The 23,583-nt window shown below is 57.5% G+C and carries 22 protein-coding genes, 1 tRNA gene and 1 pseudogene; 14 read left to right on the top strand and 10 right to left on the bottom strand.

Features of this window, described 5'->3' with window-relative positions; translation table 11 throughout:
* Together AAZT04_RS00245 and AAZT04_RS00240 are read right to left on the bottom strand one after the other, a co-directional pair.
* Positions 1-792, bottom strand: coding sequence for a transporter substrate-binding domain-containing protein (locus tag AAZT04_RS00245; RefSeq protein ID WP_044548462.1), 792 nt, complete (start codon positions 790-792; stop codon positions 1-3).
* A 218-nt stretch (positions 793-1,010) separates the two neighbouring features.
* The gene (locus AAZT04_RS00240) at positions 1,011-1,850 is read right to left on the bottom strand and encodes a MurR/RpiR family transcriptional regulator (protein ID WP_349526092.1); all 840 of its coding nucleotides are present in this window, start codon (positions 1,848-1,850) and stop codon (positions 1,011-1,013) included.
* Between the two features lie 146 nt (positions 1,851-1,996).
* On the opposite strand from AAZT04_RS00240, the gene AAZT04_RS00235 reads away from it, so the two are divergent.
* The 6 genes and pseudogenes from AAZT04_RS00235 (at position 1,997) to AAZT04_RS00210 (ending at position 6,031) form a co-directional block, all read left to right on the top strand.
* Positions 1,997-3,583, top strand: a complete 1,587-nt coding sequence (locus AAZT04_RS00235; protein ID WP_349526093.1) for a gamma-glutamyltransferase family protein — start codon at positions 1,997-1,999, stop codon at positions 3,581-3,583.
* 27 nt (positions 3,584-3,610) lie between these two features.
* A complete protein-coding gene (gene hpxX / locus AAZT04_RS00230) occupies positions 3,611-3,802 on the top strand; it encodes an oxalurate catabolism protein HpxX (protein WP_115059989.1) in 192 nt (63 codons plus the stop codon).
* A complete protein-coding gene (locus AAZT04_RS00225; RefSeq protein ID WP_434678588.1) occupies positions 3,799-5,199 on the top strand; it encodes an AtzE family amidohydrolase in 1,401 nt (466 codons plus the stop codon). Before hpxX ends, AAZT04_RS00225 begins: the two co-directional genes overlap by 4 nt.
* 3 nt (positions 5,200-5,202) lie before the next feature.
* Entirely contained in the window at positions 5,203-5,586 is a 384-nt protein-coding gene (gene hpxZ, locus AAZT04_RS00220) for an oxalurate catabolism protein HpxZ (RefSeq protein ID WP_041415223.1), read from the top strand.
* 89 nt (positions 5,587-5,675) lie between these two features.
* A pseudogene (locus tag AAZT04_RS00215) lies at positions 5,676-5,789 on the top strand (CopG family ribbon-helix-helix protein); the annotation flags it as partial.
* 44 nt (positions 5,790-5,833) lie between these two features.
* A complete protein-coding gene (locus AAZT04_RS00210; RefSeq protein ID WP_434678586.1) occupies positions 5,834-6,031 on the top strand; it encodes a type II toxin-antitoxin system RelE/ParE family toxin in 198 nt (65 codons plus the stop codon).
* A gap of 9 nt (positions 6,032-6,040) precedes the next feature.
* Here AAZT04_RS00210 and AAZT04_RS00205 read toward each other — a convergent pair whose 3' ends face one another.
* Positions 6,041-6,925: a siderophore-interacting protein gene (locus AAZT04_RS00205; RefSeq protein ID WP_041414248.1), complete on the bottom strand. Its 885-nt coding sequence runs from the start codon at positions 6,923-6,925 to the stop codon at positions 6,041-6,043.
* A 5-nt stretch (positions 6,926-6,930) separates the two neighbouring features.
* On the bottom strand, positions 6,931-8,154 hold the full coding sequence (locus tag AAZT04_RS00200; RefSeq protein WP_427691833.1) for an MFS transporter: 1,224 nt from the start codon (positions 8,152-8,154) through the stop codon (positions 6,931-6,933).
* Positions 8,155-8,291: 137 nt separating this feature from the next.
* Here AAZT04_RS00200 and AAZT04_RS00195 point away from each other — a divergent pair, with 137 nt between their 5' ends.
* Genes AAZT04_RS00195 through AAZT04_RS00175 form a run of 5 tightly spaced genes read left to right on the top strand, consistent with a single transcriptional unit; the run spans position 8,292 to position 16,324 of the window.
* Entirely contained in the window at positions 8,292-10,037 is a 1,746-nt protein-coding gene (locus tag AAZT04_RS00195) for an IucA/IucC family protein (RefSeq protein WP_261134952.1), read from the top strand.
* Positions 10,034-10,984 carry a GNAT family N-acetyltransferase gene (locus AAZT04_RS00190; protein WP_048759745.1) on the top strand — a complete coding sequence of 317 codons (951 nt, stop codon included), beginning with the start codon at positions 10,034-10,036 and terminating at the stop codon, positions 10,982-10,984. Before AAZT04_RS00195 ends, AAZT04_RS00190 begins: the two co-directional genes overlap by 4 nt.
* Positions 10,981-12,729, top strand: a complete 1,749-nt coding sequence (gene iucC / locus AAZT04_RS00185) for an aerobactin synthase IucC (RefSeq protein ID WP_434678582.1) — start codon at positions 10,981-10,983, stop codon at positions 12,727-12,729. Before AAZT04_RS00190 ends, iucC begins: the two co-directional genes overlap by 4 nt.
* Complete coding sequence (locus AAZT04_RS00180) at positions 12,726-14,054, top strand: lysine N(6)-hydroxylase/L-ornithine N(5)-oxygenase family protein (RefSeq protein WP_261103937.1); 1,329 nt, start codon at positions 12,726-12,728, stop codon at positions 14,052-14,054. Before iucC ends, AAZT04_RS00180 begins: the two co-directional genes overlap by 4 nt.
* 35 nt (positions 14,055-14,089) lie before the next feature.
* Positions 14,090-16,324 (top strand): TonB-dependent siderophore receptor, encoded by a 2,235-nt coding sequence (locus AAZT04_RS00175; protein ID WP_048759747.1) that lies wholly within the window; start codon positions 14,090-14,092, stop codon positions 16,322-16,324.
* 59 nt (positions 16,325-16,383) lie between these two features.
* Here the strand turns inward: AAZT04_RS00175 and puuE are convergent, their stop codons facing one another.
* The 3 genes from puuE to AAZT04_RS00160 are packed head-to-tail and all read right to left on the bottom strand — an operon-like array spanning position 16,384 to position 18,831.
* Positions 16,384-17,322, bottom strand: a complete 939-nt coding sequence (gene puuE, locus AAZT04_RS00170) for an allantoinase PuuE (RefSeq protein ID WP_434678579.1) — start codon at positions 17,320-17,322, stop codon at positions 16,384-16,386.
* A 19-nt stretch (positions 17,323-17,341) separates the two neighbouring features.
* On the bottom strand, positions 17,342-18,085 hold the full coding sequence (hpxA, locus tag AAZT04_RS00165) for an allantoin racemase (RefSeq protein WP_048759749.1): 744 nt from the start codon (positions 18,083-18,085) through the stop codon (positions 17,342-17,344).
* A complete protein-coding gene (locus tag AAZT04_RS00160; protein WP_020825330.1) occupies positions 18,082-18,831 on the bottom strand; it encodes a GntR family transcriptional regulator in 750 nt (249 codons plus the stop codon). Before AAZT04_RS00160 ends, hpxA begins: the two co-directional genes overlap by 4 nt.
* A 166-nt stretch (positions 18,832-18,997) precedes the next feature.
* Between AAZT04_RS00160 and AAZT04_RS00155 the strand changes: the two genes are divergently transcribed.
* Complete coding sequence (locus AAZT04_RS00155; protein WP_020825329.1) at positions 18,998-20,458, top strand: NCS1 family nucleobase:cation symporter-1; 1,461 nt, start codon at positions 18,998-19,000, stop codon at positions 20,456-20,458.
* Between the two features lie 46 nt (positions 20,459-20,504).
* On the opposite strand, the gene AAZT04_RS00150 is transcribed toward AAZT04_RS00155, so the two are convergent.
* Together AAZT04_RS00150 and dnaQ are read right to left on the bottom strand one after the other, a co-directional pair.
* Positions 20,505-20,581, bottom strand: a tRNA-Asp gene (locus AAZT04_RS00150).
* A gap of 157 nt (positions 20,582-20,738) precedes the next feature.
* Positions 20,739-21,479, bottom strand: a complete 741-nt coding sequence (gene dnaQ / locus AAZT04_RS00145; RefSeq protein ID WP_373417546.1) for a DNA polymerase III subunit epsilon — start codon at positions 21,477-21,479, stop codon at positions 20,739-20,741.
* Between the two features lie 72 nt (positions 21,480-21,551).
* Here dnaQ and rnhA point away from each other — a divergent pair, with 72 nt between their 5' ends.
* Positions 21,552-22,019, top strand: a complete 468-nt coding sequence (rnhA, locus tag AAZT04_RS00140; protein ID WP_020825327.1) for a ribonuclease HI — start codon at positions 21,552-21,554, stop codon at positions 22,017-22,019.
* On the opposite strand, the gene AAZT04_RS00135 is transcribed toward rnhA, so the two are convergent.
* Complete coding sequence (locus tag AAZT04_RS00135; protein WP_020825326.1) at positions 22,016-22,735, bottom strand: class I SAM-dependent methyltransferase; 720 nt, start codon at positions 22,733-22,735, stop codon at positions 22,016-22,018. The genes rnhA and AAZT04_RS00135 overlap by 4 nt on opposite strands.
* A 44-nt stretch (positions 22,736-22,779) precedes the next feature.
* On the opposite strand from AAZT04_RS00135, the gene gloB reads away from it, so the two are divergent.
* A complete protein-coding gene (gene gloB, locus AAZT04_RS00130) occupies positions 22,780-23,535 on the top strand; it encodes a hydroxyacylglutathione hydrolase (RefSeq protein WP_046374451.1) in 756 nt (251 codons plus the stop codon).
* Positions 23,536-23,583: the final 48 nt, after the last annotated feature.

The following is a 23,583-nucleotide window of genomic DNA, read 5'->3' as shown; positions in this document are numbered from 1 at the left end:
TTACGCGCCAAGATGGGCGGGCAGCGGCGCTTTCAGCCATTTTTCCGACAGCCCATTCAGGGTGTTGTCTTTCAGCGCTTGTTCAATCAATTCATCCACTTTGGCTTTCAGCGCCGGTTCGCCCAGACGCAGGCCGACGAAGCATGGCGAATCCTTCAACATAAACTTGGCCACCGGCGCTTTGGTCGGGTTCTGTCGCGCCAGAGCGCTCACCACCAGATTGCCGGTAGCAATGTATTGCACCTGACCGGACAGGTAGGCCGACAGCGTGGTGTTGTTGTCTTCGTAGCGTTTGATCTGCGCGCCCTTCGGCGCAGTGTCGCTCAACACCATGTCTTCAACCGCCCCGCGCGTCACGCCAACGGTCTTGCCTTCCAATTGAGCGGCATCGCTCAACGCGGTGTCTTTAGGGCCAAACACCCCCAGGAAGAACGGCGCATAGGCACGGCTGAAAGCGATGGCCTTTTCGCGTTCAGGATTTTTGCCCAGGCTGGAAATCACCAAATCCACTTTGTTAGTCTGTAGATAAGGAACGCGGTTGGCACTGGTGACCGGCACCAGCTGCAACTTAAGTTTCATCTTGTCGGCCAGATACTGCGCCATATCGATGTCATATCCCTGCGGCTGCAGATCGGTGCCTACCGAGCCAAACGGCGGGAAGTCTTGCGGTACCGCTACCCGCAACACGCCGCGCTGCTGGATTTCTTGTAGTTGATCCGCCATCACCGACGTGGCCTGCGCCATCAACAGCACCGCCCCTAACGCCGCTACCCCGATTTTCTTGAAGTTCATAGACTATCCCCGATGGTGAAATGATGAAACAAAAGATTCTTTGATTATCACTTTGCAACTAATGTGCCAATCGAGAGCGTCAACCAGCTTAACCTTTGCTGTCTTTGAGTTAGGGGGCTAAGAGGAAACTCCCCTGCCATGACTGTGGCAGGAGGAAGGGATATCACGGAGAAAAATGCGCACCATCAAAGTGCGAAGGCACCAAAATGGCGCGGAAATTAGCGCTGTTCCAACTCATCCAGATCGCCATACAGATCGGCGATCTGATGGATCCGTTGGCGTCCTTGCGTCAGCGTCTCATGCAGCAAGGCATTGCTGAGCAGATTGGCCAGGCTCATGGCGGCGGAATAGCTGTCAAAGGCGGAAACGCTATCCAGCGGCGCCGCCAGATGCCAGTTCGCCAGTGGGATCAGCGACTGCGCCTGCGGTTCGCACACCAGCAGCGTCGGAACCTGCTGAATCTGCAACTGCGTCAGCAAGGCCCGCAACTGACGCGGCCGGCGGCGAAAAGCCACAACTACCGCCACGTCCCCGTGGTCCAAATCGACCAGCTCTTCCGCCAGCGTTTGCCCGGGCTGCGGCATCAATAACACCTGCTCACGTACCTGCATCAGTTGCTGGCGCAGGTGCATGGCAATCGGATAACTGTTGCGAAACCCCATCAGTACCACACGCCGAGCCTGCACCAGGGCGGCGATCACCGCATTGAACTGGCCGGCGTCAATATGGTTCACCCACTGAGTAAGGTTGGCCATTTCCTGCTTGTAGTGCCGCGCCAACAGGGTGTTGCCCTGCACCGCATCACGATTATCCGTCAGCGGCATACCGCTCTGGCGCAGGGTGCGCAGTTCATCACGCATTGCACGGTAGCTTGGGTAGCCCAGGCGTTTGAACAGGCGGCTGACGGTAGCTTTGGATATGCCGCTCAGGCGCGCCAACTCGGCGCTGTTGTAGCTGATCAGGTCGTCAAAGTGATCGAAAATAAAATCGGCTACCCGCTGTTCCTGCGGCGTAAGCTGCGAATATTCCCCGCGCAGGCGTTCATCGATCTGCTTCATTGCTGCTCCTGCTTGTAACCTTTGTTTCAGCGGAACATAGCACGGCCAATCTACCCGCTGGCAAGCGTTTATTACCACCGAAGAAAACATGGAACGCCTCTTGCTTGTCTTTGAGACAGAAGCTGACCTCAAACAAGGGCCAAGAAATGATTAACAGCAATACCGCGCCATTGGGCATGGCCGTCACGCCTCACCACCTCGCCAGCGAAAGCGCGCTGGCGGTTCTGCGTGAAGGGGGTAACGCCATCGAAGCCATGGTCGCCGCCGCCGCGACTATCGCCGTGGTTTATCCGCACATGAATGGCCTGGGCGGTGACGGCTTCTGGCTGATTGTGCCGCCACAGGGCGATCCGGTGGCGATCGACGCCAGCGGCGCTGCCGGTTCCTTAGCCACGCTGGATTTTTACGCCGGTGAAAGCCACATCCCGCATCGCGGCCCCAGGGCGGCGCTGACCGTTGCCGGCACCGTTGGCGGCTGGCGTGAAGCGCTAGACTATTCCGGCGAGCTGGGCGGCGAACAGCTGCCGCTACCGCGTCTGCTGGCCGATGCCATTCGCTATGCGGCGGACGGCATTCCGGTTACCGCCTCGCAGGAGGCCGCCACACGCAGCAAATATCATGAACTGGCGGATGTGGAACATTTTGCCCGCACTTATTTACCGCAGGGGGAAATCCCCCTTGCCGGACAGCGTTTCTGCCAGCCACGGTTAGCGGATACCCTGATTGCCCTGGCCGAAGAGGGGTTGGACAGCTTCTATCGCGGCCGACTGGCGCAAAGCATGGCGGCCGATATGGCCCGGCTGGGCATGCCGCTCACCGCCCAAGATCTGGCGGATTATCGGCCGCGTCGGCGCACGCCTTTGCGACTTGAGCATCAGAAAGGTGAAGTCTTCAACCTCACCCCACCGACTCAAGGCCTGGTGTCGCTGGCAATCCTCGGTTTGACCGATCGCCTGCCCCTGGCCAGCAAAAGCGAAGGCGCAGTGGTGCATGGCATCGTCGAGGCCACCAAGCTGGCTTTCGGTCTGCGTGACCAATTCATCACCGATCCACGCCAAATGACGCAGGATCCGCAGGCACTCCTGGCGATCGAACGCCTGGATACGCTGGCCAAGCATATCGATCCTGAGCATGCCGCGGCCTGGGGCAAAGGCAAGGGGCCGGGCGATACCGTCTGGATGGGCGTGATGGACAGCAGCGGTCTGGCGGTGTCCTTTATCCAAAGCATTTACCACGAATTCGGCAGCGGTGTGGTATTGCCGCAAAGTGGCGTGCTGTGGCAAAACCGCGGTGCGTCCTTCAGCCTGGATGCCGCCCATCTGCTGGCACTGGCGCCAGGCAAACAGCCTTTCCACACTCTGAACCCCGCGGCGGCTCGCCTGTATGACGGACGCACGTTGGTGTATGGCTCCATGGGCGGCGACGGCCAGCCGCAAACCCAGGCGGCGGTGTTTGTTCGCCATGTGGTGCAGGGCCTGCCGCTGCAGCAGGCGATCAGCGCGCCGCGCTGGCTGCTGGGCCGCACCTGGGGTGAAAGCTCTGACTCGCTGAAGCTAGAAGGTCGCTTTAGCGCGGAAACCGTCGACTACCTGCGCCAACGGGGCCACGACGTGGAGTTGTTACCGGACTTTAGCGAAGCGGTCGGCCATGCCGGCGCCATTGTTCGCCATACTAACGGCATGCTTGAAGGGGCTTTCGATCCCCGCAGCAACGGCAGTGCCGCCGGCTTCTAGCCGCCATTTTTATTGGGGAGAAGTAAAATGAAAAACCAACCTGTCGTCGACTGGGCGGCCTATATCAGCCAAATGGAAGCGATACTGGCGCTGGAAATGGATGACGCGCGCCGTCAGGAACTGCTGACCCAGTTCAATCGCATTGCTGCACTGGCGGAACCCTTGATGGCCTTCCCGCTCGATCCACGCCTGGAGATCGCAGGGGTGTATCGCGCATGAATTCGTTAAGTGCCCTATCGATCGCCGAGATCCGCGCGGCCCTGAAGCAAGGTGCGATTTCTGCACGTGAGATTGCCCAACAGACGTTAGAGAATATTGACGCACGGGATCCGGCGCTGAACGCCTATACCCACATCACGCGCGAACGCATGTTGAGCGAAGCCGATCACCTCGATCGCGCACGTGCCAAAGGCCTTCCATTGCCGAGCCTGGCGGCGATCCCTTACGCGGTAAAAAACCTGTTCGACGTCACCGGCGAAACCACCCTGGCGGGGGCCAGTCTGTTCAGCGATAACCCGCCGGCCAAACAGGACGCCTGGGCGATCGGCAAACTAGCCAGCCAAGGTGCCTTGCTGTCCGGCATGCTGAATATGGACGCCTATGCGTACGGTTTTACCACCGAAAACAGCCACTACGGCGCGACGCATAACCCGCATGACACCACGCGTATTGCCGGTGGCTCCTCAGGCGGTTCGGCAGCGGCGGTCGCCGCCGGTCTGGTGACATTTTCCCTCGGCAGCGACACCAATGGGTCAATACGCGTACCCGCGTCACTGTGCGGCATCTTTGGGCTGAAGCCAACCTTTGGCCGTCTGTCGCGCAGCGGTAGTCAGCCATTCGTCGCCAGTCTGGATCATCTCGGCCCCTTTGCCCGCCGGGTGCGAGATCTGGCAACGGTGTATGACGTGATGCAGGGCACGGATATTGAAGACCGTTTTCAGGCGGATAAACCGGTCACGCAAACCGAATCGCTATTGCCCCGTGGCCAACAAGGCCTGCGCTGCGCGGTGCTGGGCGGATATTTTCAGCAATGGTGCAACGATGATGCTAAAACCGCTGTAAGACAGGCTGCGCAGGCACTGGAGGCCGTGGCTGAAGTTGAATTTCCGCAGGCCGAATTGGCCCGGTCGGCAGCGTTCATCATCAGCGCCGCCGAGGGGGGCAATCAGTATCTGCCGCTGTTGCGCAGCCAGCCAAACCGCTTTGAGCCGCTGTCGCGTGAACGCCTGCTGGCCGGTGCCATGCTGCCCTCCGCCTGGTATGTGCAGGCGCAGCGCTTTCGTACCCATTTTCAGCAACAGGCGCTGCCGCTGTTCGAACGCTGGGACATCCTCATCGCCCCCGCAACGCCCTGCAGCGCCACGCCGATCGGCCAGGAAACCATGCATATCAACGGCACGGATCTGCCGATCCGCGCCAGTATGGGCATGCTGACGCAGCCGGTCTCTTTCCTCGGCCTGCCGGTAGTGACGGTGCCGCTGAAAACCGACTCTGGCCTGCCGATAGGCCTGCAGCTGATTGCCCCCCCCTGGCGAGAGGATCTGGCACTGCGTGCCGCCTATGCGCTGGAACAACGTGGCGTGGCAAGATGTGTTTTACCGGGAAAACAGGACTAAATGATGAAAAGTGAGTATATCGATCGTCCAGCGGTGCTGGCAGAGGTGAACGCCGCCTTTTATCGTTACGAACAGGCGCTGATCGGCAATGATATTGAGGTGCTGGATGAGTTGTTTTGGCACGATGGTCGTACCGTCCGTTACGGCGCGACGGAGAATTTGTACGGCATCGATCAGATCCGTGACTTCCGCCAACAGCGTCCTTCCAAAGGGTTGGATCGCCTATTGGAGAACACCGTTATCACCACCTACGGTGACGATATGGCCGTCGCCAGTACCGAATTCCGCCGCCCCGGCAGCGAAAGCGTTGGCCGCCAGATGCAAACCTGGGTCAAGTTGCCCTGCGGTTGGCGCATCGTCGCCGCGCACGTGAGCTTGATGGCTTAAGGCAAACCCGGCGCACAAAAAATGGATAGTCTGGCATGTTGAGCCTTATAGTCGTCAGAGGTATTACCTTTAGCTAACTGAGGCTACTTATGACTACGGCTACATCGATAAAAATTGATGATGAGCTCAAGCAACGGGTGCAACAAATCGCGGCCACGCGTCAGCGAAGTGCGCACTGGATTATGCGCGAGGCTATCCGTGAATACGTCGAGCGAGAAGAAAAGCGCGAAGCGCTGCGCAAAAGGCCGTGGCATCCATTCGTAGCAGCATCAATATCCTGGCCCATCATCCTCAGGCCGGTCGGCCCATTGAAGATATGGCAATTGAATTTAGGGAATGGCCGATCGATTTCGGCAACAGCGGTTATATTATTGCCCTGTATCATTTTGATGGCAGCACCGCTGTACTGCTGGCAGTGCGCCATCAAAGTGAAGCCAGTTACTGACCGGGTCCCTCAACACCAGTACGCCATAAAGTTAACGGTGGAGCGATCGAGATCGCGTTCGCCAATCAGATAACGGCGTAGCGCCTTCACCGCGGAAGACTCTGCCGCAACCCAGGCGTAGAAGCTTTTCGCCCCTTCGGCTCGTTCCCACAGCAGATCGCCGCCCAAACTGTTTTCCGCCAGCGACTGCGCTTGCGTCCGCGCCGATTCGGGAATATTTACCCGTTGGCGCACCGACTCCACCAGCAGCGTACCGTGCATCTGCTGATGCCCGACGTCACGCGGCAGCCAATAGACCTCGGCGAATGGGAAGCGATCCATGTTCAGGCAGTCGCCCGCCACAGGAACCTCGAAGAAAGCCTGTACCCGCGGCGGATTGGCCCGCTGCGCCAGCTGTTCCAGAATGCCTACCGCCGCCGGTACCGCCGTCTCGTCGGCGATTAACAGCGCCTGCTGCAGCTCGCTCGGGGGAACCCATTCGTAACCGCCGCTGTCACCGTCAAAATCGGCATTGGGGGCTACGGTTTGAATAACATCCCCCGGTTTGGCATGGGTCGCCCACGCCGAGGCCGGGCCGTTCACACCATGCAGCACAAACTCGACGTCCATTTGATTCTGTTCGGCACGCAGCGCCCGCAGCGTATAGGTGCGCATCACCGGGCGTTGATCTTTCGGTATCGCCATATAGTCGCGATACCAGTCGTCGCTGTTTTCCAAACGCAGGATCTGCCCCTCTTCGGCCGGAAACAACAGTTTGATGCGCTGATCCGGCGCCTCCAGCTTCATGCGATGGACATCCGGCCCCTCGAAAACGCAACGCAGCAAGGAAGGTGATACGTTTTCTTTTATTTTCAGTGTGATATCAAAAATTCTGTAGCTTGATGCGCCGGACATACTTGTTACTCTCCCGCAGAATTTGCACTGATGCGGTGCTGGCGCCACAGCCAGCCGCTGATGCCCCCCAGCAGAACCGCCATCGTCAAAGCCGCCGCAATCAGCTGCGACTCACCATAAAATTTGGCCACCACCGGCACCATCAATGCGCTCAGGCCGTAACCCAGCGTATGGCTGGTAGCAATGGCCCCCGACCCTTTGCCGGTAGACAATTTATCGTTCAACATCAGTTGATAACCCGGCGTCGCCATGGCAGCGCCAAAAGAAGCCAGTGCGCAACCGACATAGAACAGTGCCAAAGGCTGAGCGCACATCAGGCCCAGTCCCACTATCATCAGCACGGCGGCAATCAGCAGCAGCTGCGACGCGCTAAAACGCTGCGGGCGCACCACCAGAAACTGAGCCAACAGCGTACAGGCCGCCGCCACGCTCAGCAACACCGCCACGTGATGACTGACGGTAGTGGCGGAATGACTGAATAAACCGGTCAAATGCGGTGCCAATCCCAATTGCATCAAGCTGACCGACGCGGCCAGCAACAGTGCGCACAGCAGGTAAGGCACCATATTGAGGCGAAGTCGGTTTTGCTGATGGGCAACCGGCGGCAGCGGTGGATCGTTATGCTGGCGGCACACCACCAATAGGGCGATCAATGGCGCAAGCGCCATCAACCACAGCGGCGCCATCGGATGAATCGACAACGCCAGCGCGGCGCACAGCGGCCCCAACAGTCGCCCGCAGCTCAGCCCGGAACTGATGGTCGCCAGCGCCGACATACGCTGTTCATAGCCGGCACGCTGTAGCGCCCAGGTCTGGCTCGCTGGCACCATGCCGGACACCGTCAGCCCGTAGATAATGCGTGCCGCAATCAGGCCGCCCAGCCCCAGCGTCGATGAAAGCCAGCCAGCCGCCAACCCCCAAACCGCCAATGCCAGTAAAGCAAAACTGAACAAATACCCTGCTAACGCCATGGTTACCACGAACTTGCAGCCGCGAATTTCAGACTGCCTGCCCCACCAGGGTGACCCCACCAAAAACAGCATCGAGCCGAGCGTCAATAGCCCGGCCCAGACTGAAAGCGACAGCTGGGTCATGCTGACCAGCACCGGTAACGCCACCAGCAGGCCGTTTTGCCCGATACCCAGCAGCCCGGCGCACAACGCCAGCGGCCAGTTGGAAGGAGACGTATTCGCTATTGGCGGTGATTTAGGGGAAGATGAAATATGCATCAAACGTAAATTTACCGTTAATAAAATTATAAGGTTATGTTCAATTCATTGAAAAATTGTATCATACGACGATTGATAACAATAAATATTATTGATATAAGAATCATTCTCAATTGATTCAATAGTGAAATGGGATCATGACAATCCAGTTTGAAACCGCGACGACCGACGTGGCTGCGCAATGTTTTCTCAACGCGTTGATGCGTGAAACCCGGGACTGGCAAATCGTTCCGGCGGCCAACAACCAACAGTATCCGCAGCTTCATATTCCACTTTCGCCTTCTCAGGCTATCCGCATCACTTTACGTCACACCTCCCCCACCCAACATCACCAGTATCTGTTCCCTGCCCGCTTGCATCAGCAAGACGACGGCGCTGGTGTTGCGCTGAGCGTGGAGCAACTGGTGACCCTGTTGCTGGAAAAACCGTCGGTGAAGGGGGAACTGCCGGATGAGGTCGTTACCCGTTTCCGCCAGCGCGTACTGGAGAGTCATGACAATACCCAACAGGCAATCGCGGTTCGCCTGGACTGGCCGACGCTGCGCGACAAGCCGCTCAACTTCGCTCAGGCGGAACAGGGGCTGTTGGTAGGCCACGCCTTCCACCCGGCGCCCAAATCCCATGAACCTTTCGACGAACAGCAGGCGCGCCGTTACCTGCCAGATTTTGGCGCCCGTTTCCCGCTTCGCTGGTTTGCCGTCGATAAAAATCACCTGTGCGGCGACAGCCTGAACCTGACGTTGCAGCAGCGCCTGCAGCGTTTTGCCGCCGAAAGCGCACCGCAACTGCTGGCGCATTTTACCGATGACGTCTGGCTGTTGCCGATGCATCCGTGGCAGGCCGACCATTTGCTGACGCAGACCTGGTGCCAGGAACTGGTGACCCAGGGATTGCTCAGCGATCTGGGCGAAGCCGGCGAGCGTTGGCTGCCAACCAGCTCTTCCCGCTCGCTGTACAGCGCCAGCAATCGCGACATGATTAAATTCTCCCTCAGCGTGCGCCTGACCAACTCGGTGCGTACCCTGTCGGTAAAAGAAGTGAAGCGCGGCATCCGTTTGGCTCGTTTGGCGCAAACGCCACGTTGGCAGCAACTGCAGGCACGTTATCCCACCTTCCGCGTGATGCAGGAAGACGGCTGGGCCGGGCTGCGCGCTGCGGACGGGACGATTCAGGAAGAAAGCCTGATGGCACTGCGCGATAACCTGCTGTTTGAGCAGCCGGAAAGCCAGACCAATGTGCTGGTAACCCTGACCCAGGCCGCACCGGACGGCGGTGACAGTCTGCTGGCAGCGGCGGTGCGGCGTTTAGCCGCCAGACTGAATCTGCCGGTTCAACAGGCCGCTCATACCTGGCTGGATGCTTACTGCCAACACGTCTTACTGCCGCTGTTCAGCACCGAAGCCGATTACGGGCTGGTGCTGCTGGCCCACCAACAAAATATTCTGGTGGAAATGCAGCAGGATCTGCCGATCGGCATGCTGTATCGCGACTGTCAGGGCAGCGGCTTTACCCGCGATGCCGGGCCGTGGTTAGAAGAAATTGGCGAGGCCGAGGCGGAAAACCGCTTCAGCGAACAGCAGTTACTGCGTTACTTCCCTTACTACCTGCTGGTGAACTCCAGCCTGGCGGTCACTGCGGCGTTAGCCGCGGCCGGCTTCGACACTGAAGAACAGCTGATGGCCCGGGTGCGCGATGCGCTGAGTGGTCTGCGTGCCAACGCCAAAAACACCCTGTGTCTGGACTACGTCCTCGACAGCAGCCACTGGAACTGCAAAGGCAACTTCTTCTGTTATCTGCATGACCACAACGAAAACACCATCGTCGATCCGGCGGTGATTTATTTCGACTTCGTCAACCCGCTGCGCCAGGGAGCCGCTCAATGATGCCGCAAGCCAAACTGACGCATGCCGGCAACGGTTTTTGCTGCGAGCAGCTGGGAAAGGCGCTGCAACTCAGTCTGGGCCTGGACGGTAGCGCGGTGTTGCACTATCCGGGGCCACTGCCGCAGGACTGGCTGGTGCAGGCGCTGGACCAGTTGCTGGTGGCGGCACCGCAGCTCAGCGGTGTCACCTTGCCCTATGCGCAATGGTGCGAAGAACCGCAGGCACAGGCGCTGTTCGCGTTAGCCAGCAGTGACTATCTGGCACGCGAAACCTTTTATCAGTTACCGCTGTGGCTCGGTGCCGAGCGCCACTCCGCGTCCGGGAAAATGCAGTATGACGCCGAGCGTAGCCTGTGGTTCCCACAGCGCCCCGCACGCCCCAGCGGCGAGGTGTATCGCCGTTACGATCCGCAGCTCAAGCGAACCCTGAGCTTCCGCCTGCCGGAAGTGGCACACGACGCCGAGCAGTTCACCCGCTGGATGAATTCACCGCGCGTGGATGCCTTCTGGGAAATGAGTGGCCCGCTCGAAACCCAGGCCGCCTACCTGCAGCGTCAGTTGGACTCCAGCTACTGCTATCCGTTGCTGGGGTGCTTTGACGATCGCCCGTTCGGCTATTTCGAAGTCTATTGGGCTCCGGAAGATCGCATCGGTCGCCACTACCGTTGGCAGCCGTTCGACCGCGGGCTGCACATGCTGGTCGGTGAAGAAGACTGCCGCGGCGCGCAATACATCCGCAGTTGGCTACGCGGCCTGACGCATTATCTGTATCTGGATGAACCGCGCACCACGCGCGTGGTCGCCGAACCGCGCGCGGATAACCAGCGACTGTTCCGTCACCTGCCGACAGCCGGCTACCACACAGTCAAAGAGTTCGATTTCCCGCATAAGCGCTCGCGTTTGATCATGAATCAGCGTGATGAATTCTTCCGGGGGGCTTCAGTATGAACACCGTAGATTACGCCGACTGGCAGCGCGTAAACCGTCAGATGATCGCCAAGATCCTCGCAGAGCTGGAGTATGAACGCACGCTGCAGGCCGAACAACACGGCGAGCAATGGCGCATTCTGCTGGGCGACGCTCAGTATAGCTTCAGCGCCGAACGCGGCATTTGGGGTTGGCTGCACATCGATCCGGCAACGCTGACCTGCGATCAATCGCCGTTAGCCGCCGACCAAACGCTGCGCCAACTGGCTCAGGTGTTGAAAATGGACGATGCGCAGGTTGCCGAACATCTGGAGGATTTGTACGCCACGCTGCGCGGCGATATGCAGTTGCTGTCCGCCCGTCACGGCATGAGCGCACAGGATTTGATTGCCCTCGACGCTGACGCGCTGCAGTGCCTGTTGGCCGGACATCCCAAGTTTATCTTCAATAAAGGCCGTCGTGGCTGGGGCCTGACCGCGCTGCATCAGTACGCGCCCGAATACCAGGGGCAGTTCCAACTGCACTGGGTGGCGGCTAAACGCGGCAGCTTTGTCTGGTGCGCCGACGAAGAATATTCACTGGATAACCTGCTTAACAGCGCGATGGACAGTGCCGAACGCCAACGCTTCGATCGCCGCTGGCGCGAACTGAAGCTGACCCATGACTGGATCCCGGTCCCGCTGCACCCGTGGCAGTGGCAGCAAAAGATCGCTTTGCACTTCCTGCCGCAGTTGGCCGAAGGGGATCTGGTGGAACTGGGTGAATTCGGCGACAGCTATCTGGCGCAGCAATCGTTGCGCACGCTGACCAACATCAGCCGCCGTTCCGCTTTCGACATCAAGCTACCGCTGACCATTTACAACACCTCGTGCTATCGAGGCATTCCGGGCAAGTACATCAGCGCCGGGCCGGCCGCTTCCCGTTGGCTGCAGCAGATTTTTACCGAGGACGATACGCTGAGCGCCAGCGGTGCCGAGATCCTCGGCGAGCCGGCGGCAGGCTATATGACCCACCCGACCTACGCCTCTTTGGCCAAAGCGCCTTATCGCTACCAGGAAATGCTGGGGGTGATCTGGCGTGAAAACCCCTCTTGCTACCTGCAGGAAGGCGAACAGGCCATCTTGATGGCGACGCTGATGGAAACCGACAACCACGGCCAGCCTCTGATTGCCGCCTATATCGCCCGTTCCGGCCTGAGCGCTGAAGCCTGGCTGCAGCAGATGTTCAGGGTGGTGGTGGTGCCGATGTACCACCTGATGTGCCGCTACGGCGTAGCGCTGATCGCCCATGGGCAAAACATCACGCTGGTGATGAAAGATCATGTGCCGCAGCGCGTGCTGTTGAAAGACTTCCAGGGCGATATGCGTCTGGTGGATCAGGACTTCCCCGAAGCGACATCACTGCCGAAAGTGGTGAGAGACGTCACCGTGCGCCTGTCCGCCGACTATTTGATTCATGATTTGCAAACCGGGCATTTCGTCACCGTGCTGCGCTTTATCTCGCCGCTGATGAAGGCCTGTGGGGTCAGTGAAACCCGCTTCTATCTACTGCTGGCACAGGTGCTGAAAGGCTATATGGCACAGCATCCGGACATGGCGGAACGCTTTGCGTTGTTTGATCTTTTCAAACCACAAATTATTCGCGTGGTGCTCAACCCGGTAAAACTCACCTACTCAGAGCAGGATGGCGGCAGCCGCATGTTGCCAAACTATCTGCAGGATCTGGATAACCCTCTTTACTTGGTCACCAAGGAGTTTGCCCAATGAATCAGCCCCTGGATTTCATCGGCATTGGTATCGGCCCGTTCAACCTCAGCATTGCCGCACTCGGCAGTGAAGTTGCCGGTTTTAACAGTAAATTCCTCGAACGCAAGCCGCACTTTTCCTGGCATCCCGGCATGATGGTGCCGGATTGCCATATGCAGACCAGCTTCCTGAAAGATCTGGTCAGCGCGGTATCGCCAACCAATCCCTACAGCTTTCTTAACTACCTGGTGAAAAGGAAGAAGTTTTATCGATTCCTGACCACCGAGCTGCGTACGGTGTCGCGCGAAGAGTTCGCCGACTACCTCGACTGGGCCGCCAACGGGCTGAAGTCGCTGGAGTTCAGTCAGGATATTCAGAGCGTCGATTTTGACGACCAGCAGCGCCAATTCGTCGTCACTACCCAGCGTGCGACTTACCGGGCGCGCCACGTCTGCCTGGGCATAGGCAAACGCATCAAACTGCCGGACTGCGTTACCGAGCAAAACGATCGCTGCTTCCATGCCAGCGAAATGACGATGCGCAACCCGAACCTGGCCGGAAAACGCGTCACCATCGTCGGTGGCGGCCAGAGCGGTGCAGACCTGTTCCTGAACATCTTCCGCGCCGAATGGGGGCAGCCTGCGCAACTGAATTGGATCTCGCGCCGCAATAACTATAACGCGCTGGATGAAGCCGCTTTCGCCAACGAGTACTTCACGCCGGACTACGTTGACAGCTTCTATGGCCTGAACGACGGTGCCAAGCAGCGCATGCTGACCGAGCAGAAGATGACCTCTGACGGCATCACAAGCGATTCGCTGCTGGCTATTTATCGCGCGATGTATCACCAGTTTGAAGTGTTGCGCGAAAAGCCCTGGGCGCACCTGCTGCCAAGCCGCTCGCTGGCAGCAATCCAGGCCGCAGGCGATGGCTGGCAGTTGGTTACCCATCACCATCTTGATCAGGGTAAAGAAACCTTCGACACCGACGTGGTGATTTTCGCCACCGGCTATCAGCAGGATCGCCCGGCGTTCCTCGAACCGCTGGACGATCGCCTGCTGACCACCGCCGATGAGCAGTTCCGCGTAGCCCCCGACTTCAGCCTGGAGTGGGAAGGCCCCAAGGAAAACTGCCTGTTTGCCGTTAATGCCGGCATGCACAGCCACGGCATCGCTGAACCCCAGCTCAGCCTGATGGCCTGGCGTTCGGCACGCATTCTCAACCGGGCTTTAGGACGCGACCAGTTCGATTTAACGTCCACCCCGGCTGTGATCCAATGGCGTAGTCGGCAGCCGGGTATTCCGTCCCGCGCCGAGCACGTCATGCTCAATTACACCGAGTTTTAACTACACACCAATATGGGACACTCTGGAAAATAACGATGAAACGCAAACACCTCTGGGTATTAAACCCTTGCCTGCTGGCGATGCTCGCCCCTACGGCCTGGGCAGAAGAACAAAAAAGCGAAGAGCAAATGGTGGTTTCCGCCAGCCGTACGCACCGTACAGTGGCAGAAATGGCGCAGACCACCTGGGTGATTGAGAGCCAGGAAATTGAGCAGCAAGTCCAGGGCGGTAAAGAGATCAAGGACATGCTGGCGCAGTTGATCCCGGGCATGGACGTCAGCGGTCAGGGGCGTACCAACTACGGCATGAACCTGCGCGGCCGCTCAATGATGGTGATGATCGACGGCGTACGTTTGAACTCATCGCGCAGCGACAGTCGCCAGTTGGATTCGATCGATCCCTTTAATATCGATCACATTGAAGTGATCTCCGGTGCTACCTCGCTGTACGGCGGCGGCAGCACCGGCGGCTTGATCAACATCGTTACCAAAAAAGGCCAGAAAGAGCAGCAGGTTGAACTGCAGATCGGCGGTAAAACCGGCTTTGGCGGCCACACCGACCACGACGAGAACGTAGCGGCAGCGGTCAGCGGCGGCAACGACAACGCCTCGGGCCGGTTGTCGGTCTCCTATCAGCGCTACGGTGGCTGGTATGACGGCAAGGGCAACGAAGTCCTGATTGATAATACTCAGACTGGCCTGCAATATTCCGATCGCCTCGACGTGATGGGCACCGGCACCATCAATATCGATGACCACCAGCAGTTGCAGTTGACCACTCAGTATTACAAAAGCCAGTCCGATGGCGACCACGGCCTGTTCCTGGGGGAAAATTTCGCCGCGGTGACCGGCAGCGCCAAGGCGTACAACAGCGGCAATCTCAATTCGGATCGTATTCCAGGCACCGAACGCCACCTGATCAACCTGCAGTACTCCAACACCGATTTCCTCGGCCAGGATCTGGTAGCGCAGGTCTACTATCGTGATGAGTCGCTGACCTTCTATCCGTTCCCGACGCTGGCGGGCAAAGCCCCGAATTATTACGTCAGCAGCATCGGTGCTTCCCAGCAAAAAACCGACTTTTACGGCGGCAAGCTGACGCTGAACAGTAAGCCGATCGAGGCCCTGACGTTAACCTACGGCATCGACGCCGAGCATGAGACGTTCAACTCCAACCAGCAGTTCTTCGATCTGGCGAAAGCGCAGCAGTCTGGCGGTATGGACCTGCAAAACGCCTATAACACCGGCCGCTACCCAGGCTACAGCACCACCAACCTGGCGTCCTTCCTGCAGGCAAGCTACGACATCAACCCTATCTTTACCCTGAGCGGCGGCGTGCGCTACCAGTACACCGAAAACAAGATTGATGACTTCGTCGGCTACAACCAGCAGCAGGCTATCGCTACCGGCGCCGCCACCTCGGCTGATGCTATCCCGGGCGGGAAAACGGACTACAACAACGCCCTGTTCAACGCCGGCCTGTTGGCACACCTGACCGAACGTCAGCAGACCTGGATCAACTTCTCGCAGGGTTACGAGATCCCGGATCCGGGCAAATATTACGGCAACGGTACCTATGCGCTGAACAACGGCCACTACCAGTTGAACAAAAGCGTCAACGTTGGCGACTCCAAGCTGGAAGGCATTAAGGTTAACTCCTACGAACTTGGCTGGCGTTACACCGGCGATAACCTGCGCACGCAGATTGCCGGCTACTACTCCCTGTCCGATAAGAGTATTTCGATCAACAAAACCGACATGACCATTAACGTCAACTCGGACAAACGCCGTATTTACGGGATGGAAGGCGCGGTCGATTACTTCTTCGAAGACAGCGACTGGAGTGCGGGCACCAACTTTAACTTCATCCGCTCCGAGACCAAGGTCAACGGCGAATGGAAAAAGCTGGTAGTGGATACCGCCAGCCCATCCAAAGTGACTGCCTATGTCGGCTGGGCGCCGGGCGACTGGAACCTGCGCCTGCAGTCACAGCAGACTTTCGACGTATCGGATGACGGCGATTACACCAAGGCAGGCTCTACCCAGGGACGTAAAATTGATGGCTACAACACCATCGATTTCCTCGGCAGCTACGCGTTGCCGGTGGGTAAACTCAGCTTCAGCGTAGAAAACCTGCTGGATAAGGAATACACCACCGTTTGGGGCCAGCGCGCACCCATTCTCTATAGCCCGACCTACGGCTCGCCCGAGCTTTACAGCTATAAAGGCCGCGGCCGTACCTTTGGTCTGAACTACTCCGTACTGTTCTGATCCATGCAGGAGTGAATCCTGCGCTCAAACATAACGAAAAGGGCCACATCGGCCCTTTTTTACTTCTTAAAAGGATGCTGTGCCAGCCAGTGGTCAGCAATATCCTGGCGTCGACATACCCAAACCCGATCGTATAGCTCGATATAGTCCAGGAATCGCTGCAGCGCGCGAAACTTGCCCGGACGGCCCAATAAACGGCAGTGCATGCCGATCGACAGCATCTTCGGCGACTCCTCGCCTTCGGCATACAGCACGTCGAAGCTGTCTTTCAGATAGGTAAAGAACTGCTCGCCGGTGTTAAACCCCTGTGGCGAGGCAAAGCGCATATCGTTGGCCTCGAGAGTATAGGGTACGATCAGGTGCGGCTTTGTTTCACCATTGGCGCACTGCACCTCGGTCCAGAACGGTAAATCGTCTCCGTAATAGTCGCTGTCGTATTGCAAGCCACCGTGCTCTACCACCAAACGACGGGTATTGGGACTGTCCCGCCCGGTATACCAACCGAGCGGTGCCTGGCCGAACAGATCCCGCAATACCGTCATCGCCTGCTGCATGTGCTGCCGTTCGGTCACTTCATCCATCTGCTGATAGTGGATCCAGCGCCAGCCGTGGCTGACCACATCGTAACCGGCGTTTTTAATCGCTTCGACCACCTGCGGGTTACGCGCCAGCGCCATCGCCACGCCAAACACCGTCAATGGCAGGCTGCGACGCTGAAACTCATCGTGGATGCGCCAGAACCCGGCGCGTGAACCATATTCGTAAAGGGAATCCATCGACATATGCCGTTCTGGATAGCTGGCCGCACCAATGATATCGGAAAGAAACTGTTCGGAGCCGGCGTCGCCATGCAGCACGTTGTTTTCAGCCCCTTCCTCATAATTGAGGACAAACTGCACCGCGATGCGCGCCTGACCAGGCCAACGAGCATGCGGCGGACGACCGGCGTAGCCGATCAAATCACGGGGATAATCTTTATTGAACGCGAAATCACTCATCGTTGTTTCCCCTTACCGATCACCCGTTAAAATGACTGAACATGCCGGACAAAGGTTTTGCTCGCGGAAAATCCAGATCGCCGTGCTTGCTGGTGCTCAGACCGAGCGCGCTTAGCGACTCGATCATTTTTACCGCAGCGCTGACGCCGTCGATTACCGGGATCCCCAATTCCAACGTCAGTTCGCGCGCCAAATCGGCCATGCCGCCGCAGCCAAGCACAATCGCCCCGCTGCCATCCCGTTGTTTAGCCTGGATGCACTGCTCACGCACTTTTTGCTGAGCCCGACCGCTGCCGTCCTCCAGCGCCAACACCGGCAGATCAATCGCATGCAGCGCCGCACAGTGCCGCTCAAAACCGTATTGATGCAGTAAATGCCTTGCAATGACCAACGTGCGCGGCAGCGTGGTAACAATGGAAAAACGCGTCGCCACCAGCGTCGCCATGTGCATTGCCGCCTCGGCGATACCGACCACCGGCTTGTCGGCCAGTTCACGCGCGGCCAGCAAACCCGGATCGCCAAAGCAAGCAATGACATGACCGCTCACACCGGCTTCTCGGCCGGCTTTCACCTGCTGCAAAACGCCAATGGCAGCAATGGCTTCGTCAAAATGTCCCTCTATCGATGGCGCCCCTTCCTGCGGGCAGACCGCCAGGATTTCGGTGCCCGGCGCAGCCACCGCACGCGCCGCAGCGGCGATGGTTTCGGTCATTGCCTGGCTGGTGTTCGGATTGATGACCTGAATAATGCAGCGAGTTGTCATAGCGTCTCCCGCGGATCGGCGTCGGCAAAAATATGGGCGAAATCCGGCGTTTCATTCGCGTCGTGGTTAAACCGTAAATTCGCCACAATATCGTCAAAATGGCGGACCATATGATCTGCCAGGGCCGCGCTGTCTTTCCCCCTCAACAACGCCAGCAAATCGCTGTGATCGTGGCAGCGACATCCCTGCTGCCAGGGTGAACCATAAACGGCAATCGCCAGCGACGATCGCAAAGTGAGCTGCGACACCATTTCGGTCAGCACCTGATTACCGGCGATAGCCTGCAGTTGAACGTGAAACGCGGCAGACAGGCGGATCGCCGCAGCGCCGTCCTGATCGCGGTGCGCCTGCTGTTCCTGCGCCACGATCTCTTCCATCGCCAGCAGATGATTTTCGTCGCAGTGGGCAAGCACCTGCGGCAGGTTGGTGCATTCCAGCATCTTGCGCGTCTGGAATACCTGGGTTGCCTCGTCCTGCCCGGGCGTAGCGACCTGTGCACCACGTTTGGGCAGTTGGGTCACCAATTGCACTGCGGCAAGGCGCTGCAGCACCCGACGGATCCCGGTTCGGCTTACGCCGAAGGTCTCGGCCAAGGCTTCTTCCGGCAATTTGCTGCCGGGCAGCAAGCGATGTTCGACAATGGCTTTCACCAACGAGTTGTAAATATGATCGTCTTTATCTTCAATGAAATAAGTGGCCTGTTGCCCATGCCACGCGGCGTTGGTACCGATCGTCGTGCCGACCATTTTTCTGCTCCCCGTCCCCTTGAATAGTCAAATCGTATACAAGATGAAGATATTTTGTATACAAAAAAGAAAAGTCTGGCCTGGATCCTGCAAAAGCCCTCTCAGCAACCTTTGCCAAAAAACAGATAACAACATCCGGGTGACGTTCTTGAGAGGAGCACGATTTATGCCAAACCCTAATGAAAACTACAGTCCCAAGCTGTGCAACGACGATCTGGCACCAACGCGCGACCAGAACTGGAGCTGGTACAACATTTTTTCTTTCTGGATGTCCGATGTACACAGCATGGGCGGCTATGTGGTGGCCGCCAGCTTCTTCGCCCTCGGCCTGTCGAGCTGGCAGGTCCTGATTTGCCTGCTGGTGGGGATTTGCATCGTGCAGTTTTGCGCTAACCTGGTGGCCAAGCCCAGCCAGCTCGGCGGCGTGCCCTACGCCGTATTAAGCCGCCAGGCGTTTGGCGTGTTCGGCGCCAATATCCCGGCGGTGATCCGCGGCATGATCGCCTTCGCCTGGTATGGCATCCAAACCTATCTGGCCTCCAACGCGCTGATGCTCACACTGCTGAAATTCTTCCCGTCGCTGGAACCGATGACCCAGCCGCATTTTCTTGGGCTGTCGCAGCTTGGCTGGGTTTGTTACATCACCATGTGGCTGCTGCAAGCGATGGTGTTTTGGCACGGTATGCAGGCGATTAAGCGTTTTATCGACATCGCCGGGCCGGCGGTTTACGTGGTGATGTTCGCACTGGCAGGCTGGATTGTATACCGAGTCGGTTTCTCTAATCTCTCCCTTACTCTGGCGAGCAAAAACCTGAGTGCCGGCGAGCAGGGCTGGCTGATGCTGACCGCCACCGCGCTGGTGGTTTCTTACTTCTCCGGCCCGCTGCTTAACTTCGGCGACTTTACCCGCTACGGCAAAAGTTTTGCTGAGGTACAGCGCGGTAATCGCTGGGGTTTACCCTTCAACTACCTGCTGTTTTCGTTGGTCACCGTGGTGATCGTTTCCGGCACCCTGCCGCTTTTCGGGCAGCTGATCACCGATCCGATCGAAACCGTCACCCGCCTCGACAGCGATATCGCCGTGGCCCTTGGGTTGCTGACGATGATCGTCGCCACCATCGGCATCAATATCGTGGCCAACTTTGTCTCACCGGCCTTTGATTTTTCCAACTGTTCGCCGCAGAAGATCAGCTTCCGTACCGGCGGGATGATTGCCGCCGTCGGCTCGTTCCTGTTGACCCCCTGGAATCTGTTCCAGTCACCCGAGCTGATTCACTACACGCTGGACGTATTAGCGGCCTTTATCGGCCCATTGTTCGGCATTCTGTTGGTGGATTTCTACATTATCAAACGCGGTGAACTGCACGTCGACGACCTGTACAATGCCACACCAGGCGGCCGTTACTGGTATAAAAACGGCTTCAATCCGAATGCGATTTGGGCACTGGTACCCTCAGTGATTATCGGGTTGGCGATCAGCTTCACACCGAGTTTGCATCAGGTGGCTAACTTCAGTTGGTTTATCGGGGCAGCGTTGGGTGGGGGCTGTTATCGGATCATTGCTCGCCGGGAGTGGGCAGCCAATCAGGCGGTGACCTTCGCCAAAACGCAATTGAGCAAAGATTAAAAACAACGAAGCCCTGAGTTATTGCTAACTCAGGGCTTCTAAATGTTGGCGGAACGGACGGGGCTCGAACCCGCGACCCCCTGCGTGACAGGCAGGTATTCTAACCAACTGAACTACCGCTCCGCGCCGTTCTTCTCTTGCGAGAGGAACGAGGCGCATATTACGGTTGAGCCACTATGTCGTCAATGCCTTTTTCTTACCAAATGAACCGTTTGCACAGTTTTTCAGCTAACGGAACCCAAAGGTGATAACGCCCGGTTTATTTACGGCGAAAATACCGTTATTCCGCTTCCGCACGCCACAGGCAACTGCCGCCCTTTTTCGCCACCAAATCCAGACGCGCCTCATGGGCCATCACTTCTTCATCGCTGGCGTAGACCACTTTCATTGCCGTTGCCGGACGCACAATGCGCTGAATGTCCTGCGTCGAATTGTTGTTTTGCGTATCCCCTTCCATCTGGAAGGCCATTGACGTCTGACCGCCGGTCATCGCCAGATAGACTTCCGCCAGGATCTCGGCATCGAGCAATGCGCCGTGCAGCGTACGCTTGCTGTTGTCTATCTCATAACGACTGCACAGGGCATCGAGGTTGTTGCGCTTGCCCGGGAACAGGCGACGCGCCATTAACAGGCTGTCGGTGATGGTGCAGAAGGTATCGGTCTTCGGAATGCCTTGCTGCAGCATGCGGAATTCGTGATCCATAAAGCCGATGTCGAACGCCGCATTATGGATAACTAACTCACCGCCGCGGATAAAGTCGATAAACTCATCGGCAATTTGGTCGAACGTCGGTTTATCCGCCAGGAACTCGTCGCTGATGCCGTGAACCCCATAGGCCTCCGGATCCACCAGCCGGTCCGGCTTGATGTAGACATGGTAGTGGCGACCGGTCGGGCGACGGTTAATGACCTCGACCGCACCAATTTCAATGATGCGATGGCCTTCGTAATGCACCCCGAGCTTGTTCATACCGGTGGTTTCGGTATCGAGGACAATCTGTCTGGTGGTTGTAGTGATCATATTGCAGTGCTCACAGCGTTCGTTTATGTCAGACTTGGCTTTTATAAAACTGATAGGAAGAGTCTACCAGAGATGCTTAAACAGGTAGAAATTTTCACCGACGGCTCCTGCCTTGGCAACCCGGGTCCCGGTGGTTACGGCGCCATACTGCGCTATAAGCAGACGGAAAAAACTTTTAGCGCGGGCTTCCGCCTGACCACCAACAATCGCATGGAGATGATGGCGGCGATTGTCGCATTGGAAGCGCTGACCACGCCTTGCGAAGTGATCCTCAGCACCGACAGCCAATATGTGCGCCAGGGCATTACCAGTTGGATCCATAACTGGAAAAAGCGTGGCTGGAAGACCGCCGACAAAAAGCCGGTCAAGAATGTCGATCTTTGGCAGCGTCTGGACCTGGCCATTCAGCGCCACACCGTCAAATGGGAATGGGTCAAGGGCCACGCCGGCCATCCGGAAAACGAACGCTGCGACGTACTGGCACGCGAGGCGGCCGGCAATCCAACGCAGGAAGACGTGGGTTACAAACCGGAAAACTAAGGCTGCTTGCGATAACTCTTGGTCGCGCCGACGGCGCGGCTGAGAGAAGGCTTTCGCGCCCCGAACTTCATCGGCGTTGGCGTCAACGGCAAAGTGCGCTTACGCGCCACAATCACGCTCATACACCCCAGCGCCGGTAAATGGGTGCACAAAAACTTCCCGCCCTTACGCTGCCACGGCAGCACGTGAAAACGCGACTGATGCAACACCTCATAATTCAACAGGCTCAGCCAGTCCAGCAGGCGCATTTGAGTAAACATCCGGCTCACGTAAGGCTGGCGGCGACGTAACCCTGGCACCAGTTTCCCCAACCCCAACAGACTGAACGGGTTGAAGCTGCTGATCACCAGCCAGCCGTCGTCGATCAACACGCGATCGACTTCACGCAGCATGCGGTGCGGATCGTCAGCATAGGATAGCGTGTGTGCCAGCAAACAGGCATCTACCGACTTGGCGGCGAAGGGCAATTGGTAAGCATCTGCGACCACCTGCAGGTTATCGCCTTCCAGGCTGACGTTGACCTGGTGGGAAATGGCGCATTTATCCGTTGCCAGACTGGCGCTGAGATTACCGATTTTAAGCAGGTGGAAACCAAACAGCTTCGGCCACCAGGGTTGCAACTGCCGCTCTAGCGCCTCACGATAGTATTCCCCCCACGGCAACTCGGCCCAAGACTGTGGGCTGGCGAGCTTTTGTAGAGTATGGGCTGGTTTCATGATTTATTATCTTCTTTCAAGCCGTTGCCAACGAGAGGTCCAAGATGAATCTTATCAGTATTCCCGCCTTCCAGGACAATTACATTTGGTTGTTAGATAACCAGCAGGGGCACGGCATCATTGTCGATCCCGGTGAGGCACAGCCGGTACTTGATGCGCTGGAACGCCTGAATTTGACGCCTGACGCGATTCTGTTGACCCACCATCATCACGATCACGTCGGTGGCGTAGCGCAAATTGTGGCACGCTATCCTGGGCTGAAGGTCTATGGGCCACAGGAAACTGCCGACAAAGGCGCCAACCACATCGTTCATGACGGAGAAACCCTCGAGATCGATGGCCGAAAATTCGCCGTAATCGCGGTTCCCGGACATACCTTGGGCCATATTGCATTCTATAGCGCCCCTTATCTTTTCTGCGGAGACACTATTTTTTCTGCCGGCTGCGGCAGGCTGTTTGAAGGGACCGCAGAACAAATGTACGACTCATTTCAACAACTCGCGCAACTTCCCGATAACACCTTAATTTGTTGCGCGCATGAATATACACTTTCAAATCTTAAGTTTGCGCGGGCTATTTTGCCGGAAGATCGAGGAATTGAAACATATCAGCAACAAGTTGAAGCGTTACGGGCAAAAGGCCTGCCTAGCGTCCCCACTCAGCTACAATTAGAGCGTAAAATTAACCTATTTTTACGCTGTCATGACACTGATTTACAAAGAAAATTAGGCTTTCACTCGCCACCACAGCACCTTCATTCGGTTTTTTCCGAATTACGCCTGCGAAAAGACAACTTCTGAGCTTTTAGTTGTGTTATTTGACGAAGCAAAGTATGATTGCTCGTCTTT

It is taken from the genome of Serratia sp. Je.1.23.a (assembly GCF_051129805.1).
Classification (GTDB): domain Bacteria; phylum Pseudomonadota; class Gammaproteobacteria; order Enterobacterales; family Enterobacteriaceae; genus Serratia; species Serratia liquefaciens.
This window is presented reverse-complemented; position numbering and strand designations above follow the sequence as displayed.